The 18,057-nt window shown below is 72.4% G+C and carries 14 protein-coding genes; 5 read left to right on the forward strand and 9 right to left on the reverse strand.

Annotated features, from left to right (window positions below):
• Window positions 1-75: 75 nt before the first annotated feature.
• Window positions 76-438 carry a DUF4440 domain-containing protein gene (locus ACSNN7_RS17075; protein WP_436681792.1) on the forward strand — a complete coding sequence of 121 codons (363 nt, stop codon included), beginning with the start codon at window positions 76-78 and terminating at the stop codon, window positions 436-438.
• Window positions 439-661: 223 nt separating this feature from the next.
• On the opposite strand, the gene ACSNN7_RS17080 is transcribed toward ACSNN7_RS17075, so the two are convergent.
• The 6 genes from ACSNN7_RS17080 to ACSNN7_RS17105 all read right to left on the reverse strand — a co-directional run bounded on the left by ACSNN7_RS17080 (window position 662) and on the right by ACSNN7_RS17105 (window position 8,023).
• On the reverse strand, window positions 662-1,915 hold the full coding sequence (locus tag ACSNN7_RS17080; protein ID WP_436681804.1) for an RNA polymerase sigma factor: 1,254 nt from the start codon (window positions 1,913-1,915) through the stop codon (window positions 662-664).
• Between the two features lie 3 nt (window positions 1,916-1,918).
• The gene (locus ACSNN7_RS17085) at window positions 1,919-2,311 is read right to left on the reverse strand and encodes a YciI family protein (protein WP_436681805.1); all 393 of its coding nucleotides are present in this window, start codon (window positions 2,309-2,311) and stop codon (window positions 1,919-1,921) included.
• Between the two features lie 113 nt (window positions 2,312-2,424).
• The gene (locus tag ACSNN7_RS17090; RefSeq protein ID WP_436681793.1) at window positions 2,425-4,671 is read right to left on the reverse strand and encodes an alpha-galactosidase; all 2,247 of its coding nucleotides are present in this window, start codon (window positions 4,669-4,671) and stop codon (window positions 2,425-2,427) included.
• A gap of 136 nt (window positions 4,672-4,807) precedes the next feature.
• Window positions 4,808-5,719, reverse strand: coding sequence for a carbohydrate ABC transporter permease (locus tag ACSNN7_RS17095; RefSeq protein WP_436681794.1), 912 nt, complete (start codon window positions 5,717-5,719; stop codon window positions 4,808-4,810).
• A complete protein-coding gene (locus ACSNN7_RS17100; RefSeq protein WP_436681795.1) occupies window positions 5,716-6,675 on the reverse strand; it encodes a carbohydrate ABC transporter permease in 960 nt (319 codons plus the stop codon). Before ACSNN7_RS17100 ends, ACSNN7_RS17095 begins: the two co-directional genes overlap by 4 nt.
• 22 nt (window positions 6,676-6,697) lie before the next feature.
• Window positions 6,698-8,023 (reverse strand): ABC transporter substrate-binding protein, encoded by a 1,326-nt coding sequence (locus ACSNN7_RS17105; protein WP_436681796.1) that lies wholly within the window; start codon window positions 8,021-8,023, stop codon window positions 6,698-6,700.
• Window positions 8,024-8,301: 278 nt separating this feature from the next.
• On the opposite strand from ACSNN7_RS17105, the gene ACSNN7_RS17110 reads away from it, so the two are divergent.
• The 3 genes from ACSNN7_RS17110 to ACSNN7_RS17120 all read left to right on the forward strand — a co-directional run bounded on the left by ACSNN7_RS17110 (window position 8,302) and on the right by ACSNN7_RS17120 (window position 12,253).
• Window positions 8,302-10,338 (forward strand): beta-galactosidase, encoded by a 2,037-nt coding sequence (locus ACSNN7_RS17110; RefSeq protein ID WP_436681797.1) that lies wholly within the window; start codon window positions 8,302-8,304, stop codon window positions 10,336-10,338.
• Between the two features lie 40 nt (window positions 10,339-10,378).
• Entirely contained in the window at window positions 10,379-11,155 is a 777-nt protein-coding gene (locus ACSNN7_RS17115) for a DeoR/GlpR family DNA-binding transcription regulator (protein ID WP_436681798.1), read from the forward strand.
• A 147-nt stretch (window positions 11,156-11,302) separates the two neighbouring features.
• Window positions 11,303-12,253: a sporulation protein gene (locus tag ACSNN7_RS17120; protein ID WP_436681799.1), complete on the forward strand. Its 951-nt coding sequence runs from the start codon at window positions 11,303-11,305 to the stop codon at window positions 12,251-12,253.
• 67 nt (window positions 12,254-12,320) lie between these two features.
• Here ACSNN7_RS17120 and ACSNN7_RS17125 read toward each other — a convergent pair whose 3' ends face one another.
• Complete coding sequence (locus ACSNN7_RS17125) at window positions 12,321-12,701, reverse strand: hypothetical protein (protein WP_436681800.1); 381 nt, start codon at window positions 12,699-12,701, stop codon at window positions 12,321-12,323.
• Between the two features lie 193 nt (window positions 12,702-12,894).
• Window positions 12,895-14,928, reverse strand: coding sequence for a glycerophosphodiester phosphodiesterase family protein (locus tag ACSNN7_RS17130; protein ID WP_436681806.1), 2,034 nt, complete (start codon window positions 14,926-14,928; stop codon window positions 12,895-12,897).
• A gap of 183 nt (window positions 14,929-15,111) precedes the next feature.
• Between ACSNN7_RS17130 and ACSNN7_RS17135 the strand changes: the two genes are divergently transcribed.
• Window positions 15,112-15,534, forward strand: coding sequence for a hypothetical protein (locus tag ACSNN7_RS17135; protein WP_436681802.1), 423 nt, complete (start codon window positions 15,112-15,114; stop codon window positions 15,532-15,534).
• Window positions 15,535-15,624: 90 nt separating this feature from the next.
• Here the strand turns inward: ACSNN7_RS17135 and ACSNN7_RS17140 are convergent, their stop codons facing one another.
• A complete protein-coding gene (locus ACSNN7_RS17140; RefSeq protein WP_436681807.1) occupies window positions 15,625-17,844 on the reverse strand; it encodes a HelD family protein in 2,220 nt (739 codons plus the stop codon).
• Between the last annotated feature and the right edge of the window lie 213 nt (window positions 17,845-18,057).

Below are 18,057 nucleotides of genomic sequence, written 5' to 3' on the forward strand. Positions count from 1 at the left end.
ACCGGTGGCCGGGTCCGCGCGGACCCGGCCACCGGTCGGCTTCCACCCGAACGCACGGTCGGGCAGGATCTGCTCGTGCTCTCAGACATCCTTCGGCTCCAGAGTGCCTTCGACGAGGCCGAGCTACGTGCCGACACCGAAGCGCTGAACGCGTTGCTGGCCGACGACTTCCGGTCCATCGGCGAGCAGGGCTACGTGCTCGACAAAGCACAGTGGGTCGGTAAGTTCGCCGAGTTCGGCTACACCAGCCTGGAGAGCAGCGAAGTCGAGGCGTCTTTCTACGGTCATGCGGCCATCGTCCGGTGCGTCCAACGCAGCCGCTCGGCCTGGCGCGGGCAGGAGATGGCGTTGACGGTCCGCGTCAGCCAGACCTGGGTCGAGCTGCCCGAGGGCTGGCGGCTGGCCGGCATCCAGTTCAGTTCCCTCGGCGGCGCGTGACGGCGACAGTCGACCGGGCAAGAAAGTGCTTCTCCAATGTCAGGCGATCGGGCCAATGCGGCAGGCCGTGGCACCGGAACCCGCTACGGCTGGAAGTACTCCGACATCACGCGGCTGACCGATTCCGGCTGCTTGACGTCGACCGGGAGGAACTCCGCCATCGTCGGCAGGCCGATGACCGGGGTGCCCGAGACCGCATCAGTGGGCTCGAACGAGTGCCGGCCTACTCGCCCACCGACAGTCGGGCTGCCCGCATCCGCAGGTAGCGCTGCTCGGGCAGGCTCGTCGTGCCGCCGGCCGCCGCGCGGTAGTGGGCGACCGCCCGTTCCCGGTCCCCGGACATCTCGTACAGGTGGGCGCGGGCCGCGTCGAGCCGGTGCTGCCCGGCCAGCCGGGGGTCGGTGGCGAGGGTGGCGAGCGCGGCCAGCCCCGCCTCGGGGCCGTCCACCATGGCCGTCGCCACGGCCCGGTTGAGCGCGACCACCGGGTTGCCGGAGAGCCGTTCGAGCACCCGGTAGAGGGCGAGGATCTGCGGCCAGTCGGTGGCCTCGGCCGTCGGCGCCTCGTCGTGCAGCGCGGCGATGGCGGCCTGGAGCTGGTACGGCCCGACCGGCCCCCGGGCCATCGCCCGGGTGACCAGTGCCGTGCCCTCGGCGACGGCGGCGGCGTCCCAGCGGGTCCGGTCCTGGTCGGCCAGGGAGATCAGCTCGCCGGAGGGGCCGGTGCGGGCGGCGGCCCGGGCGTCGGTGAGCAGCATCAGCGCGAGCAGGCCGGCGACCTCGCTGTCGTCGGGCAGCAGCGCGTGCATGGCCCGGGTCAGCCGGATCGCCTCCTCCGACAGGTCGACCCGGCGCAGGTCGGGGCCGAGGGTGGCGGTGTGCCCCTCGGTGAAGATCAGGTAGAGCACGTGCAGCACGGCGGCCAGCCGGTCCTGCCGCTCCCGCTGGCCGGGCAGCCGGAACGGCACCCCGGAGTCCCGGATGCGCTGTTTGGCGCGGCTGATCCGCTGCGCCATGGTGGCCTCGGGGACGAGGAAGGCGCGGGCGATCTCGGCGGTGCTGAGCCCGCCCACGGCGCGCAGGGTCAGCGCGATCGCCGACCCGGTCGACAGGGTGGGATGGCAGCAGAGGAAGAGCAGCACCAGGGTGTCGTCCCGCTCCGTGGCCGGTGGCTCGTCCGCCGCCGGGGCCGTCCCCCGCCGGTCGGGCTCGCGCCGGGCGGCGCGGTCCTCCCGCTCGCGCCGGGCGGTCTCGGCCCGGACCAGCTCGATCATCCGCCGGTACGCGACCTGGACCAGCCAGCCGCGCGGGTTGTCCGGCAGGCCCTCGGCGGGCCACTGGGTAACCGCGTCGAGCAGCGCCTCCTGGACGGCGTCCTCGGCGGTGGCGAAGTCGCCGAACCGGCGGGCGAGCACGCCGAGGACCTGCGGCGCCAGCTCGCGCAGCAGGTCCTCGACGGTGCGGTCCGGGGTGTCCAGCCGTCACATCTCCTGCGGCGGTGCCGACATCACCGGGTGGACCTCGATCGGCATGTTCAGCGGCCGGCCGCCGGGGCCGGGCGCGGTGGAGATGTACGCGGCGATCTCGACCGCCCGCTGCGGCGTCTCGCAGTCGACGATCCACCAGCCGGCGAGGAACTCCTTCGTCTCGGCGAAGGGGCCCTCGGTGACCACCGGTGCGCCACCCGCGCCGGCCCGGACGATCCGCGCCTGCTGCGGCCCGCCCAGTCCCTCGCCCTGGACCCACTCGCCGTCGGCGGTGAGCTTGCCGTTCACCTCGGACATGAACGCGATGTGCGCGGCGATCTCGTCCGGCGTCCAGGTGTCGATCGGGGGGAAGTCGGTTCCGGCGGCGCTGAACTGCATCAGCAGCATGTACTTCACGGCTGGCTCCTCACGTCCGAGCACCGATTCTCGGTGCTTGCACCCGGAGGTAGAAGCCGCCGCTCCGCTTCTCTACATCCGCGCGGAAGAAATCCCCAACTTTTTCAGTCGACCGCGGTGACCTCCAGCAGCAGCGCCTGCTCCGGGTGCAGGGCGGGCAGCTGCACCCCGACCGAGCCCAGCACCGCCCCGCCCAGGGTGACCCCCTTCGGCAGCCAGCCCGGCTCGGTGAGCTGCAGCACCGCCGGCTCCGGTACGCCCGCGGGCGGGCGGACGGCGTAGCGGCGGGCCGGGTCGAGGCCCGGCAGGCGTACCACTCCGGGCGTCTGCGCGGCGGAGGTGGTCAGCCGCGACACCGCGTACACGGCGTGGGAGCCGTCGTGGGCGACGACGCCGTGCGCCTGCACGGCCGGGTCCGGGTGGTCGACCCGGACCACCCGGCCGGAGTGCAGCAGCGGGCGGAGCCGCTTGTGCAGTGCGACCCAGGCGGCCAGCTCGGCGCGCTGCGTGGCGTCGACCGACCCGATGTCCCACTCGATGCCGTGGTGGCCGAAGAGCGCGGTGACGGCGCGGAAGCCCAGGTCGTGTACCCGGTGGGTGGTGTGCGAGCGCTCCGGTCCGATGTGGGTGCCGACCAGCTCCGGTGGGAGCAGCAGCCCGGTCCAGCGCTGGATGGCGAGCCGCTCCAGGGCGTCGTTGCAGTCGCTGGCCCAGACCCGGTCGGTGCGGCGCAGGATCTCCAGGTCGACGCGGGCCCCGCCGGAGGAGCAGCTCTCGATCTCGACCCCGGGGTGCCGGCGGCGCAGCTCGTCCAGCAGCCGGTAGACCGCCACGGTCTGCGCGTGCACCCCCGGCCGGCCCCGGTGGCCGGCCTCGGTGAGGTCGCGGTTGTGGTCCCACTTGAGGTACGCGATGCCCGGGTGCTCGGTGAGCAGCGCGTCGAGCCGCCCGAGCAGGTGGTCGTACGCCTCCGGGTGGGCCAGGTCGAGCACCTGCTGGTGGCGCCACTCCAGCGGCAGCCGGCCGGGGGTGGCGAGCACCCAGTCGGGGTGGGCGCGGAACAGGTCGGAGTCGGCGTTGACCATCTCCGGCTCGACCCAGAGCCCGAACTGCATCCCGTGCTCGCGGACGTGGTCGATCAGCGGTTGCAGCCCGCCCGGCCAGACCTCGTCGTCGACGTACCAGTCGCCCAGGCCGGCCCGGTCGTGCCGGCGGCCCCGGAACCAGCCGTCGTCGAGGACGAACCGTTCCACGCCCACCTCGGCGGCCCGGTCGGCCAGCGCGGTGAGCCGGGCCAGGTCGTGGTCGAAGTAGACGGCCTCCCAGACGTTCAGGGTGACCGGTCGGGGGGTGCGCGGATGCCCGGGGCGGGCGCGCAGGTGGCGGTGCAGCACGTCGCTGAGCCCGTCCAGGCCGGCGGTGGAGTGCACGGCGTACAGCAGGGGAGTGGCGTACTCCTCGCCGGGGCCGAGCACGATCTCGCCGGGGGCGAGGAGTTCCCCGCCGCCGAGGGTGGACTCGCCGGTGGGCCGCCGTTCGGCGACCGTGACGTGGTCGCCGCTCCAGGCGGTGTGCACGGCCCAGACCTCGCCGTGGCCGAAGCCGAAGCCGGGCGTGCCGGCCACCAGCAGCAGGGTGGCGTCGTGTCCGGTCCGCCCGTGCCGGCCCTCGCGCACCCAGGCGCCCATCGGCCACGGGTGCCGCTGCGGCGCGCGTTCCCGGCACCAGCGCCCGGTGAGGTCGAGCAGTTCGGTGGCGACCTGCGGTACCGGCAGCACCGGGGTCAGCTCGCGCAGTTCGTAGCGGCCGTCGCCGTCGTTGCGCAACCGGTGTCGCAGCGTCAGCAGGCCCGCCGGGTCGAGGGTGATCTCGACGGTCAGGGCGAGACCGGCCGCCGGGTCCGACGCCCGCACGGTCACCCGGGCCGCGCCGGGCCCGTCCCGGTCGTCGTCCTCTCCTGGTACGCGCACCGGCTCACCGCCGGGGGCCACGCGGCCCGGGTCCGGGCGGCCCGTCCCGTCACTGCCGCCGGTCGTGGTGGTGTCGGCGACGTCGATCCCGTCGAGGCGGAAGGCGGTGGACCAGTCCCGTCCGTCGCGGTGTCCGGCCAGGCCGGGGCGCCCGCTCCAGCCGGCGCTCGCCTCGGGCAGCAGGGACAGCACGGTGGGTGCGTCGAAGCTGCTCGGCACGACCGGCGGGACGGTGGCATCGACCAGCGCGGGCAGGTCGCCGGCGGGCACCGGGCCGAGGTCGGCGCCCCAGTGCACCACCCGGGGCAGGCCCGGGCCGCGCGCGTCGAGCACCAGGCTGGTCCGCGCGCGGCGTAGGTGGATGACGGACGCAATCGTCATGACCGCTCATCTCTCCGTGAGGGCACGCCGGTCTCCGTGGCGGGACCGGGCGGCCGGATCGGGACGAGCGGCATACCGGGCCGGCATGCCGCTCGTCCGTTGGTCCACTGGGCCGGGCGGGGAAGTCCCGGCGCTGTCAGCCCTTCGAGGCGCCCAGGGTCAGCCCCCGGACGAACTGCTTCTGGAGCAGGAAGAAGACCACCAGGGTGGGGATGGCGACCAGCACCGAGCCGGCCGAGACCAGGTTGTTGTCGGTGAAGAACTCGCCGCGCAGGTTGTTCAGCGAACTGGTCACCGGGAACTTGTCGCCGGAGCGCATCAGCACGGTTGCCCAGAAGAACTCGTTGTAGATCCAGGTCACCTCCAGGGTGGCCAGTGCGGCCAGGGCCGGCCGGCACAGCGGCATGGTCACCTGCCAGTACTGCCGCCAGACGCTCGCGCCGTCGACCATCGCCGCCTCGTACAGCTCGCGGGGCAGCGCCTTCATGTAGTTGCTCAGCACGAAGACGCAGAAGCCGCACTGGAAGGCGACGTTGATCAGGATCAGCCCCCAGTAGCTGTCGTAGAGCAGCTCCGAGTCGCTCATGAACTCCGGCAGCGGCACCTCGGTGAAGAGCCGGAAGAGCGGGATCAGCAGCGCCTGCTGCGGCAGCAGGTTGGCCGCGGTGAAGAGCCCGAGCAGGACGATGTTGAGCTTCCAGCTGAACCGGGCGATCACGAACGCCACGCAGGAGGCCAGGAAGAGCGTCGCCAGCACCGCCGGCACGGTGATCCAGACCGAGTTGAGGAAGTGCTTGCCGAACTCGGCGGTCTCCCAGGCGGTGACGTAGTTGTCGAACGTCCAGCCGCCGAGCGAGACGTACCCGTTGGCGGCGGTGTAGTCGTACGACCGCAGCGAGGTCAGCACCGCCCAGACGATCGGGAAGAGCCAGCCGATCGCCACCGCACCCAGGAACAGGTGCAGGACCACCCGGGCCGGCCGCAGCGGCGCGCGCCGGGGGGCCGGCGCGTCGGTCGCCGGCTCGCGGGTCAGCGTCGGGGCGCTCATCGCCGGTCCTCCCTCATCACGGTGGTCAGGTAGATGGTGATGAAGACCAGGGAGACGACCAGCATGATCGTCGCCAGCGCGGAGCCGAAGCCGATCCGGCTGGCCTCGCCCACCACGTTCTGGGTGACCAGCGCGGAGAGCAGTTCCAGGCCGTTGCGGCCCTTGTTGATCACCCAGACCAGGTCGAACGCGCGCAGCGACTCGATCACCGTCACCACCAGCACGATGATGTTGATGGGCCGCATCACCGGGAAGACCACCCGGAAGAAGGTGCTGGTCTCCGAGGCGCCGTCGACCGCGGCGGCCTCGCGCAGCGACGGGTCGACGCCCTTCAGGCCAGCCAAATAGAGCAGCATGATGTAGCCGACGTGCCGCCAGCCGGCGGCGAACATGACCGCCCAGATGTTGACGTCGGGGTCGCCGTACCAGTCGGTGTCGCCGCCGAGCACCGCGTTGAGCAGGCCCTGGTCGCGGGAGTAGATGAGCTGCCAGACGAAGCCGATCAGCGCCAGCGAGAGCACCACCGGCAGGTAGAGCGCGGTCTGGTAGAACCGGCTGCCGCGGATCTCCTTGTCCAGCAGCACGGCGAGGAACATCCCGAACGGGGTGGCGACCACGAAGAGCGCCGCCAGCCAGAGCAGGTTGTTCTGCACCGCGGGTACGAACGGGGGGTAGATGTTGACCACGTCGGAGTAGTTGCGGCCACCCACCCACTCGATCTCGCTCAGCGGGCCGATGCCGTCCCAGTCGGTGCCGGAGAGGGCCACGGTGGCCAGCGCCGGCAGCCAGACCAGCGCGACGACGAGCAGCAGCGGTACGAGCACCATCAGCGTGATCACCACGCGGTCGGTGCGGGACAGGAGCCGTAGCCGGCGGCCGCGACCACCCGTGGAGGTGGTGGTCGCGGCCGGCGACGGCACGGCGTGATCCGCTTGGATCAGGGGCAGGTCGGACACGGTGGTCCTCCCCCTCTCGCCGTCAGCTTGTGAAGATCGACTTCTTCTGGTTCTCGATGCTGTTCAGCAGCCCGTCGATGTCCTTGGGGTTCTTGATGAACTGCTGGAGCGCCGGGATGATCACCGTCGAGGCGAAGTCCGGCCGGGTGTCGCGGTCCAGGAACTGGGCGATCTCGGTGGCCGAGCCGACCAGCTCGGCGGCTTTCTTCTGCAGCGCGGTGTAGCCGCTGGTGTCGGCGCCGCCGTTGGCCACCAGGGTGCTCGGGTCGTTCTTCACGGTGATGTCCGCGGCGGCCTTCGAGCCGACGTACTCCAGCAGCTTCTTGGCGTTCGCCTCGGACTTCGGCTTGCGGGCCATCATGTAGCCGTCGATCGGCGCGTCCAGGGCCTTCGCCCCGATCGTCGAGTCGACCTCGGGGAAGGTGAAGAAGTCGAGGTCGTCCTGCTCCTCGTTGCTGAACTGCTGGGCGACGAAGAGGCCGAGCAGGTACATGCCGCTCTTCTTCTGCTGCAACGACTGGGCGGCCTCCTGCCAGGTGCGGCCCAGGCTGTCGGCCTGGTGCAGGGGGAGCAGCCCGCTCCAGGTGTCGAAGACCTTCTTCACCTTGTCGGAGGTCCAGGCCTCCTTGCCGGCCATCAGGTCGACGTGGAACTGGTAGCCGTTGATCCGCAGGTTGAGGATGTCGAAGGTGCCCATCGCCGGCCAGCCGTCCTTGTCGGCGAAGGCGATCGGGGTGAGGCCGTCCTTCTTCATCTGCGCGCCGAGGGTGTTGAGGTCGTCGAGCGTCTTCGGCACCTGGTACCCGCGCTGCTGCCAGACCGACTTGCGGTAGAAGACCGCCCACGGGTAGTACGACGCCGGCACGAAGTACTGCTTGCCGTCGTCGCCGGTGGAGGCCTTCTTGAACGCGTCGGAGTAGCCGGAGAGCTTGCCCCAGACGTCGCTGAGGTCGCCGGCCAGCCCCTTGGCCGCGAAGAACCGCATCCGGTAGCCGGCGAACCACATGAACACGTCGTCCGGCTTGCCCTGCAGGTAGTTGTTGATGTTCTCCTGGAACGTGTTGTGGTCGACCGTGTTGACCTTCGGCTCGACGCCGGACGCGGTCTGGAAGCCGGCCATCACCTTGGCGATGACCTCCTTCGGCTTCGGGTCCGACTGGTTCGAGCCGATCGAGACGGTTTTGCTGTCCGAGCCGGACTCCGAGTCGGAGCCGCAGCCGGCGAGCAGGCCGGTGCCGAGCAGCGCGCCCGCGCCCGCGCCGGCGAGCAGCGAGCGCCGCCCGATGCCGGAGACGGAGGGCGGTACGAGCCGGGCGAGGTACTCGGCTTCGGTACGGGGACGGGACATGGTGCCTCCTGCGGATGAAGAGGTGCGGCGCCCAAGGGGTTGTCAGAGGTGGCGGGCCGGCGCGTCCCCGAATGCCAACATCGATCCACCGAGATCCAACATTGGCGAACAAGAACAGCCGGTGGCGCTTGAAGCTACCCCTCCCTGCGGCCGTGTCAAGAGGGCTGCTGAGGATCGATACCGCAGTGTTGACAAGGGATCTGAGCGGTAAACGTTGGAAACGAGCCGATGTTGGAAAGTGTTGACTTGCGGCGGCAACGCGGGCACGCTTTCGACCCATGCAGCAGCACGGCACCTGGCAGGGCGAGGGCATCTTCTACGGCGCGGACTACAACCCCGAGCAGTGGCCGGAGGAGGTCTGGGCCGAGGACGTGGCGCTGATGCGCCGCGCCGGCGTCGACCTGGTCTCGGTCGGCATCTTCTCCTGGGCCCTGCTCGAACCGGCCCCCGGCCGGTACGAGTTCGGCTGGCTGGACCGGGCCCTCGACGTCCTGCACGACGGCGGGATCAAGGTCGACCTGGCCACCGCCACCGCCAGCCCGCCGCCGTGGCTGGCCCACCGGCACCCGGAGACGCTGCCCCGCACCGCCGACGGCACCGTGCTCTGGCCCGGCGGGCGGCAGGCGTACTGCCCCAGCTCGCCGATCTTCCGGGAGCGCTCGCTGGCCCTGGTCGAGGCGGTCGCCGGCCGGTACGCCGAGCACCCCGCCGTGGTGATGTGGCACATCTCCAACGAGCTGGGCTGCCACAACGTGCACTGCTACTGCGACGTCAGCGCCGAGGCGTTCCGCCGCTGGCTGCGCGAGCGCTACGGCGACCTGGACACCCTCAACGCCGCCTGGGGCACCACCTTCTGGAGCCAGCGGTACGGCGACTGGGCCGAGATCAACCCGCCGCGTACCGCGCCGACCTTCGCCAACCCCACCCAGCAGCTCGACTTCCTGCGCTTCTCCTCCGACGAGCAGCGGGCCCAGCTGCGGGCCGAGCAGGCGGTGCTCAAGCGGCTGGTGCGCCAGCCGGTCACCACGAACTTCATGATCGGCACCGGGATCAAGTACCTGGACTACCACTCCTGGGCGCCCGACGTGGACGTGGTCTCCAACGACCACTACCTCACCGCCGCCGACCCGCTGTCGCACGTCGGGCTGGCGCTCGCCGCCGACCACACCCGCGGCGTCGCCGGCGGCGACCCGTGGCTGTTGATGGAGCACTCCACCAGCGCGGTCAACTGGCAGCCGCGCAACGTCGCCAAGACCCCCGGCCAGCTGCGCCGCAACAGCCTCACGCACGTGGCGCGCGGCGCCGACGGGGTGTTGTTCTTCCAGTGGCGGGCCTCCCGCGCCGGGGCGGAGAAGTTCCACTCCGCGCTGGTGCCGCACGCCGGGGCCGACACCAAGGTGTTCCGCGAAGTGTGCCGGCTCGGCGCCGACCTCAAGGCCCTCGCCGAGGTGCGCGGCAGCCGGGTCGACGCCGAGGTGGCGATCCTGTTCGACTGGGAGGCCTGGTGGGGGGTCGAGCTGGACTCGCACCCCAGCGTCGACGTCACCTACGCCGACCGGCTCGCCGCGCTGTACGGCGCGCTCTGGCGGGCCGGCGTCACCGCCGACGTGGTGCACCCCTCGGCCGACCTGTCCGGCTACAAGCTGGTCCTCGTGCCCACCCTCTACCTGGTCCGCGACGCCGACGCCGAGGCCCTGCACCGCTACGTCGAGGGTGGCGGCACCGCCCTGGTGACGTACTTCAGCGGCATCGTCGACGAGCACGACCACATCCGCCTCGGCGGCTACCCGGGGGCGTTCCGGGAGCTGCTCGGCGTCCGTACCGAGGAGTTCTTCCCGCTCCGCGAGGGCGAGCGGGTACGCCTCGACGACGGCGCCACCGCCGACGTGTGGACCGAGTGGCTGCACCCGGAGGGCGCCGAGGTGCTCGCCTCGTACGCCGACGGGCCGCTGCCCGGGGTCCCCGCCCTGACCCGGCACCGCCTCGGCGCGGGCACCGCCTGGTACGTCGGGACCCGGCTGGACGAGGCGGCCACCGACCGGCTGGTGGCCCGGCTGCTCGCCGAGGCGGGCGCGCGTCCCCCGGTGGTCGCGCCGGCCGGCGTCGAGGTGGTCCGCCGCCGCGCCGGCGAGCGGTCCTGGCTCTTCGTGGTCAACCACACCGACGCCGAGGTGCGGCTCGACGTCACCGGCACCGAGCTGCTCGGCGGCGCGCGCTGTGCGGGCGAGCTGCGGGTGCCGGCCGGCGAGGTGGCGGTGGTCCGGGAGGAACACGCCGCCGCGGTCCCGCTCGACCGGCCGACGGCGACGGCCTGACCTGCGTACCGTTTCCCCGTCCACCCGGTCAGGAGGTTCGATGCTCGCCCAGCAACGGCAGACCGCCATCCTGGAACTGATCCGGCAGCGCGGCGGCGTGCGGGTCAGCCACCTGGTCAGCAGGTTCGGGGTCTCCGACATGACCATCCGCCGGGACCTGGAGGTGCTCGCCGAGCGGGGGCTGGTCGACAAGGTGCACGGTGGTGCGACCCTGGCCGGTCCCGGCTCCGCCGAGGAGCCCGGCTTCGCCGCCAAGTCGATCCGTCAGCAGGGGGAGAAGCGCGCGATCGCCGAGCACGCGGCCGGCCTGGTCGAGCCGGGCATGGCGATCGCGCTCTCCGCCGGTACCACCACCGCCGCGCTGGCCACCATGCTCGCCGACGTACGTGGGCTGACCGTGGTGACCAACTCGATCCCGGTCGCCGACGCGCTCTACCAGAACCCGCGCGCCGACCAGACCGTGGTGCTCACCGGGGGCATCCGCACCCCGTCGGACGCGCTGACCGGCCCGGTCGCCGAGGCGGCGATCAGCGCCCTCAACGTCGACCTGCTCTTCCTCGGCGTGCACGGGATGAGCCCGCGTACCGGCTTCACCACGCCCAACCTTTTGGAGGCGGCGGTGAACCGGCGGCTGATCAGCGCCGCCCGGCGGCTGGTGGTGCTGGCCGACCACACCAAGTGGGAGACCATCGGCATCGCCACCATCGCTCCGCTGGAGGAGGCGGACCTGCTGATCACCGACTCGAAGCTGCCGCCGGAGGGGCGCCGGCAGATCGGCGAGCAGGTCGGCGAACTGGTCGTCGTCGAGGCCGACTGACCGGCGCCGGGCCGCGTCGCACGTCCCCGGCCGGGCGGCGTGGCCCGCCGCGCTTCCCAGGCAGTTCACAGCGGTTCCGGTTAGCCTGCCCCCGGTAAGCGTTCGCGCTCCACCTCGGAGCGCCTGGTCAGTGCTGCGGGAGTGTCGATGGTCTTCAAGAAGATGCTGAGCGCGTTCGGAGTGGGTGGGCCCAGTGTCGACACCGTCCTGGCCAGCCCGGACACCCGGCCCGGCCTGACCCTCGACGGGCAGGTCAACCTCGTCGGCGGCGAGACCCCGGCCGCCATCGAGCAGATCACCGTCGCCCTGGTCACCCGGGTGGAGATCGAGGGCGGCGACACCGAGTACGCGGGCATCATGGAGTTCCAGCGGATGGCGGTCAGCGGGCCGCTGCAGCTGGCGGCGAAGCAGCAGCTGTCGATCCCGTTCCAGCTGCCCGTGCCGTGGGAAGCCCCGATCACCGACGTCTACGGCCGGCGCCTGCACGGCATGACCATGGGGCTGCGTACCGAGCTGGCGATCGCCCGGGCCGTCGACAAGAGCGACCTGGACCCGGTCAACATCCACCCGCTGCCGGTGCACGAGCGGATCCTGGCGGCCTTCGAGCAGCTGGGCTTCCGGTTCAAGCACGCCGACCTGGAGCGCGGTCACATCCGCGGCACCCAGCAGACGCTGCCGTTCTACCAGGAGATCGAGTTCTTCGCCGCGCCGCAGTACGCGCAGGCGGTCCGCGAGGTCGAGCTGACCTTCGTGACCGGCCCGCACGGCGTCGAGGTGATCCTCGAGTGCGACAAGCGGGGCGGGTTCCTCAGCGCCGGCCACGACATGTTCGGCCGCTACACCGTCTCGCACGCCGACGCCGACCGGCTCGACTTCGCGCAGGTCGTCGACGGCTGGCTGCGCGAAACCACCTCCCGCTACGGCAGCCTGCGCGCCGGCGGGTTCGGGGTTCCGCACGGCCGCCGGGGTCACGGCGCGGGCGGCATGGTCGCCGGCGCGGCCCTCGGCCTCGCCGGTGGCATGGTCGCCGGGGAGATCGTCGAGGACGCCTTCGAGGGCGACTTCGGTGGCGACGACTTCGGTGGCGACTTCGAGTGAGCCGACGACGGTGGCCCTCGGGACGTGTCCCGGGGGCCACCGTTTCTCACGACGTTGAACTCGTGGGTCAGTGGCGAGCCTTGCGCTCGTCACCGCTGCGGAAGTTGCTGCCGGCCTTGGCCAGGCCCCGGCTGCCCATGTAACCGATGGTCAGCAGGGTGATGAAGAACCAGGCCTGCGGGGCGCGGAAGATGTCCACCCCGACCGAGTTCTTGCCGACCAGGAACGACGCGGCCAGAATGCCGATCACGCCGGCGACGTAGACCCAGAATTCGGTCGTCGCGAGCGACGGCTTGGTCTCCGTCCCCGGTGCCTGCATCGGCTGCTCGCGGTGCCCGTCCTGCATCATCGGCATCGGACGGGTCGGAGCCTCGTTCATCGCCGCCCGGTTGGGCGCGTCCTGCATCGGCCGGTTCATGGGCCTGGTGGATGCAGCCTGCGTGCTCATCTGGTCCTCCTCAGGATTTGATGAGTACCTGCACTCCCTCGCCCCGCTACCGCGTTTCGGCCACGGCACGGTTGGCGTTCATGGCGCGGGCACCCCCCGTCTACCCGGGCCCTGGCGAGAGGTAACACCGGCTCGCCGGCGGATTGCCGCCGCCGGTGGCGCCCCGCGCGCAGGGCGCCACCGCCGTGGTACGTCAGCGCAGGCCGTTGCGGACGGCCACCTGGACGAGCAGGTCCGGGTCGTCGGTGATCAGGCCGTCGACCCCCAGGTCGATGACCCGTTGCATCACCGCGGGGTCGTTGACGGTGTACGGCACGACCGTGAGCCCGTGCCGCCGCTGGAGCACCGGCACGCGGGGGCCGTGGAAGTAGGCCGGGTCCTGGCGCAGGTACCAGTCGGCCGAGGCGACCCTGCCTTGAGCCGGGTCGTGCACCTGCCAGTTGGCGGACACCGTCGTCGCGCCGGAGGCGCGCACCAGCTTGCCGAGATCCTGGTGCTGCCACCAGTCCAGGCCGCCCGTCCACGGGCTCTTGACCGAGGGGTCGCCGTAGGCGGCGCGCAGCGAGCACTCGTCGGCGAGGGAGGCGCACTCGGCCGGGCCGTACTGCCAGACCAGGGCGACCGTCTCGATCCGCGGGTCCAGCCGGCGGGCGTAGCGGATGGTGCGCCAGTCGAATGACTGGATCGTCGTCCGGCGGGCGAAGCCGGCGTCCCGGATGGCGCCGACCAGCGCGCGGGTGAAGACGGCGTACGGCGCGGTGTCGTCCACCAGCGGGCTGATCTTCGTCTCCACGTTGAGCCGTACGTCGTTCCGGCCGCTGGTGCGCACCAGGGCGAACACCTCGTCCAGGGTGGGGATCCGGGCGCCGGGCGCGGCGACCTGGGCGGGGAACTCCGGCAGGGTCCGGCTGCCGCAGTCGAGGGTGCGGAGCTGAGCCAGGGTCAGCTCGTGCACCAGCTTGCCGACGTAGGGGAACTCCGGGTCACCGGGGCGGGCCGGCGCGGTGTCCACGCAGTGCGAGCCGTTGACGGTGCGGTCGTGCAGGACGACCAGGTGTCCGTCGGCGCTGACGCCGGTGTCCAGTTCCAGGGTGGAGATCGCCGGGTTCGCCAGCGCGTTCGCGAAGGCGGGCAGGGTGTTCTCCGGGCGGGTGGCCCGGCCGCCGCGGTGGGCCTGGATGTCGAACGGTGCGGCGTACGCCCGGGGCAGCGGCCGGTCGCGCGCGGCCAGCAGGTCGCGCAGCCGGTCCGGGTAGTCGGTGATGATGCCGTCCACGCCGTCGTCGACGAGCTTCGCCATGGTCGGCACGTCGTTGACCGTCCACGGGATCACCTTGAGCCCGTTGCGGTGCGCGTGGTCCACCATGTCCTTGGTGACGTACGGCCGGTAGCCGGGGTCGGTCACGGTGCCGTTCTGCGGGAACCCGTGCACCGGGGAGAACGCGCTCACGCCGAAGCTGCGCACGGCCCGGATCGGGTCGCCGTCGAAGTCGTCGATGTCCAGCCCGCCGAGCCAGGGCGACGCCCCCGGGCGGCCGATTTGGAGGAAGTCGTAGTTGGTCAGGGCGACCAGCGGCAGCCGCGGCTCGACCTGGCGCATCCGCATCAGCGCGCCCCAGTCGAAGCTCTGGACGGTGACCTGCCGCAGCAGCCCGGCGGCGCGGATCTCCCGGGCGGTCACCTGGACGAACTGCTCCCGGGGTGCGGTCTCGGTGGGCGCGCCCGCCTCCACCTTGGTCTCCACGTTGAGCGTCACGTCGTCGGCCCGGTAGCGCTTGACCAGGTCGAAGACCTCCCGCAGCAGGGGCATCCGGGCGCCGGGCACGGCCAGCTGGCCGGGCTTGTCGGGCAGGGTGCGCGAGCCGCAGTCGAGGGTGCGCAGCTGGGCCAGGCTGAGGGTGTTGACGTATCTGCCGACGTACGGGAACTCCGGGTCGCCGGCGCGCACCGGGGCGGTGTCCACGCACTTGGCGCCGCTGACCCGGCGGTCGTGGGTCACCACGGCCTGGCCGTCCTCGGTGATCTGCACGTCCAGTTCCAGGGTGTTCACGCCGAGCTGGAGGGCCTTGCCGAACGAGGCGAGAGTGCTCTCCACCCGCAACCCGAGGCCACCGCGGTGGGCCTGGAGGTCGAAGGTCCGTTCCGGTCGCGGTCGCGCCTGTGCGGGCGCGGCGAGGCCGGACGTCACGGTCGCCACCACCAGGGCGGCGATGGCGGTACGGCGCATTCTGCGCACGCTGTCTCTCCTACGGGGGCGGGCGGGTCCCGCCAACCCGCCGGTCAGCATGGGCAGCGGGAACGGCCGGCAGGCGAGCAGCGGGCGGACGGCCGGTGAACCGGCGCGGACCGGTTTGGTCGGGCCCTGGCCGGGCAGCCAGTGGATTACCGCCAGATCTGCGAGGTGATCGACGTGCGTGAGGACGACAGGATGCGGGAGTCCGCCCGCCGGGCCGAGGACCGGCTCACCGCCGGCGTGTACGGCGAAGGCGCTCTGGACGAGGTGACCGTGCCGCAGACCGACATGCTGCGGGTGATCCAGGAGACGGACCCGGACGACCCGGCCGACTCCCCGGTCGACGCGAACGTGCTGCGCGACGGCGGCCCCACCCGTGGTCAGGGCGCGGTCACCACCACCGGCGGCACCGCCGGCCCGGCCAGCGTCCGGCGCCTGGCCCGCCAGCCGGAGCGACACCCCGGCAAGGTCGCCCCGACCACCACCGGCGACGCCACCACGGGTGGCCTGAGCACTCCCGCCGGCGGCTCGACGAGCGACAAGTCGGCGACCGGGTCCCAGGTGGGCAACTTCACCAACGACCGGGCGAATCCCGGCTGACCGGACGTTCCGGCTCGAACGGAACAACGGTGGCCTCCCCGACCGGGGAGGCCACCGCTGTCCGCACGACCCCCTTGGCGCGGCGAGGGGTCAGGCCGCGGGGCGGAGCACCCCGAGCCGCTGGGTGGCCCGGGTCAGCGCCACGTAGAGGTCGCTGCGCCCGCGCGGGGACTCCGCGACGATGCCGTTCGGGTCGACCACCAGCACCGAGTCGAACTCCAGGCCCTTGGCCTGGCCCACGGTCAGCACCACCACCCGGCTCTCCAGCTCCGGCTGCTCGCCGACCGCCACCTCGGGCAGCGCGGCCACCACCGCGGCGGCCAGCTCGTCGGCCCGCCCCGCCGGCACAATCACCCCGAGCCGCCCGTCGCCCAGGTCGGCGGCCTCCCGGGTGGTCGCCGCCACCAGCTCACCGGCCAGCCCGTCCGCGTCCACCGTGCGGTCCCACGGCGGTACGCCGCCGGCGCGTACCGAGCGGGGTGGGCGTAGCGCGGGGTCGATCTCGGCGAGCACGCCGGCGGCCACCGCCATGATCTCGGCCGGGGTGCGGTAGCTGACGGTCAGCTCCTCCAGCCGCCAGCGCCGGGCCACGTACGGCTCCAGTGCGTCCGCCCAGGAGGGCGTGCCGGCCAGCGCGCCGGTCTGCGCCACGTCACCGACGATGGTCATCGACCGGCTCGGGCAGCGGCGCATCAGCAGCCGCCAGGCCATCGGCGACAGCTCCTGCGCCTCGTCGACGATCACGTGCCCGAACGCCCAGTTCCGGTCGGCGGCGGCCCGCTGGGCGGTGGTCAGCCGGTCGGCCTCCTCCTGCCGCTCCAGCAGCCGGTCCGCGTCGATCAGGTCGGTGACGCCGAGGATCTCGCCGCCGTCGGCCTCGTCCTCCACGTCGATCGAGCGGGAGCCCTTCCAGATCTCCAGCACGCCCTCGGCGTACTCGCGCTGGAAGGAGCGGATTCGCTCGCGGCGGGCGGCGGCGGCCCGCTCGTCCTCGCCCAGCAGTTCGGCGGCCTCGTCCAGCAGCGGCACGTCGGCCGGCGTCCAGCCACCCGGCTCCCGGTGCAGCAGCGCCCGCTCCGCCTCGGTGAGCATCGGTGCGGCGGCGGCGATCCGGTCGGTCGAGGCGTACAGGTCGGCGAGGAGGCGCTGCGGGGTGAGCACCGGCCAGAGCTCGTCCAGCGCGGCCCGCAGGCCCGGCTCCTCACGCAGCTCCCGGCGGATCTCGGCGCGGTCGGCCTCCTCCAGCAGGTTCTCCCCGCCCAGCGGGTCGGCGCCGATCCGCTCGGCGATCTGCGCGGCGAGCGCGTGCACCACCTCGACGTCGAACAGGGCCCGGGCCAGGTTGTGCGGGCGGCCGGAGCGGCGGGCCCGGTCGCGGGCCTGACGGACCGTCTCCGGGTCGAGCCGCACCGTGTCCCGCTCGATCTCGATCTCCAGCGGCTCGTCCGGCACCCACTGCCGGTCGCGCACCGCGGCGGCCAGCACCTCGACCATCACCGTGCGCCCCTTGAGCGCCGCCGTCCCGGCCGGCTCCGCGCGGCGCGCGCTCACCCCGGGGAATAGGTCGCCGGGGGTACGCAGCAGCACGCCGGTCTCGGCCAGCGCGGGCAGCACCTGCGAGATGTAGCGCAGGAAGGTCGGGTTCGGGCCGACCAGCAGCACGCCCCGGCTGGAGAGTTCCCGCCGGTGGGTGTAGAGCAGGTACGCCGCGCGGTGCAGCGCGACCGCGGTCTTGCCGGTGCCCGGGCCGCCCTGCACCACCAGCACGCCCGGCAGGTCGGCGCGGATCACCCGGTCCTGCTCGGCCTGGATGGTCTCCACGATGTCGCGCATCCGCCCGGTCCGCCCGGCGTTGAGCGCGGCCAGCAGGGACGCCTCGCCGGTCAGTTCCTCGTGGGCGGTGGGCGAGGCGGAGGCGAGGTCGAGCACCTCGTCGTTGAGCCCGGTCACCTTCCGCTGCCGGGTACGCAGGTGCCGGCGGCGCTTGACGCCCTGCGGGTTGGCGGCGGTGGCGAGGTAGAACGGCCGGGCGGCGGGTGCCCGCCAGTCCATCAGCAGCGGGTCGTAGTCACCGGTGGTGTCGAAGATGCCGATCCGGCCGATGTAGTGCGGGGTCCCGTCGGTGTCGTCGAGGCGGCCGAAACAGAGGCCGTTCTCCACCGCGGAGAACTGCTCGACCTGATCGGCGTACATCCGGACCGCGCTGTCGCGCTGGGACCGGGCCTGCAACGTGCCGCCGGTGCTCCGCAGCTCCTCGGTGAGCCGCTGGGCGGCCTGCTCACGCATGGCGTCCAGCCGGCCGTAGAGCATCGAGACGTACTCCTGCTCGCGGCCGATCTCGTCGTCGTGCCGCTGCGCGACGGAACCGTCGGATTGCGTTGACAAGCCGTCTCCTCGTCAATTAAGATGGGGCGCAGGAATGGCCTTTTCGCCATTCCTTTTTTGTGTCCGAACGGAGAAAGATACCGCGCGGCGGCCCGCCACACCAAGCATCCCGCCCGCCCGGACACCCACGTCACACCC

Source organism: Micromonospora sp. URMC 105 (assembly GCF_051386295.1).
Taxonomy (GTDB): Bacteria; Actinomycetota; Actinomycetes; order Mycobacteriales; family Micromonosporaceae; genus Micromonospora.